This window comes from Streptomyces sp. NRRL WC-3549 (genome assembly GCF_000721935.1).
Lineage (GTDB): Bacteria > Actinomycetota > Actinomycetes > Streptomycetales > Streptomycetaceae > Streptomyces.
In genome coordinates this window covers 8,288-9,017 of record NZ_KL585416.1, presented here as the reverse complement: position 1 = coordinate 9,017, position 730 = coordinate 8,288, and the positions used below count along the sequence as shown (strand labels likewise).

Below are 730 nucleotides of genomic sequence, written 5' to 3'. Positions count from 1 at the left end.
CGCCCCGGGCTCCCGCGGCGGCGGCGATCCGCCCGGAACGGCCGAGCGCGCGGCTCAGCGCGTCGGCGACCGAGGCGTCCTCGGCCAGCAGGTCGGCGCCGCGCAGCCAGAGGGCGAGGGCGGGGACGGCGCCGCCGGTCCGCCGGGCGACCAGCGCGGCCAGTTCGGTGGTGCGGCCCGTCCCCGGGGCGCCGACGAGCCCCAGCACGACGCCCGGACCGCGCCCGAAGGCCGTGAGCTCCGCCGTCACGCCCGGCCGTTCGACCGGGTCGGGTCCGTCCGGCCGGTGGCCGAGGGTGGTCGCGGTCAGCTGCAGGGCTCCCGCGAGGTTCAGGTCGCAGCCGTAACCGGGCACGACGTCGGCGTTGCGCCGCAGCAGTTCGCCCAGCGGCCCCTCGGCGTCCGGTCCCGGGCCGTGGGTGCCGAGCGGCACGGCGAGCCCGCCGGCCTCGTGTCCGGCCCGCAGGCCGGTGGAGAGGACGCCGAGCACGGCCCCGGTGCCCGGATCGACGACCGGCCCCCCGACGGCCGCGCCGCCCGACCGGAGGGCGTCCCGCCCGTCGGTGCCGAGCGCCAGCTCCAGCGCGTCGCCCACGGGATGGCTGCGACCGCCCTCCTCGTAGACCGCGGGAACGGTCCCCAGCACCCTGGCCTCCCGCCAGCCGTGGGCGGCGATGCGCACATAGGTGCCCGTCTCGATCCGGTCGCGTACGGCGACGGGCAGCGGCTC

General features: G+C 79.9%; 1 pseudogene. It reads right to left on the bottom strand.

What is annotated here, in order from left to right:
• A pseudogene (locus IH13_RS0123225) lies at positions 1 to 730 on the bottom strand (serine protease); the annotation flags it as partial.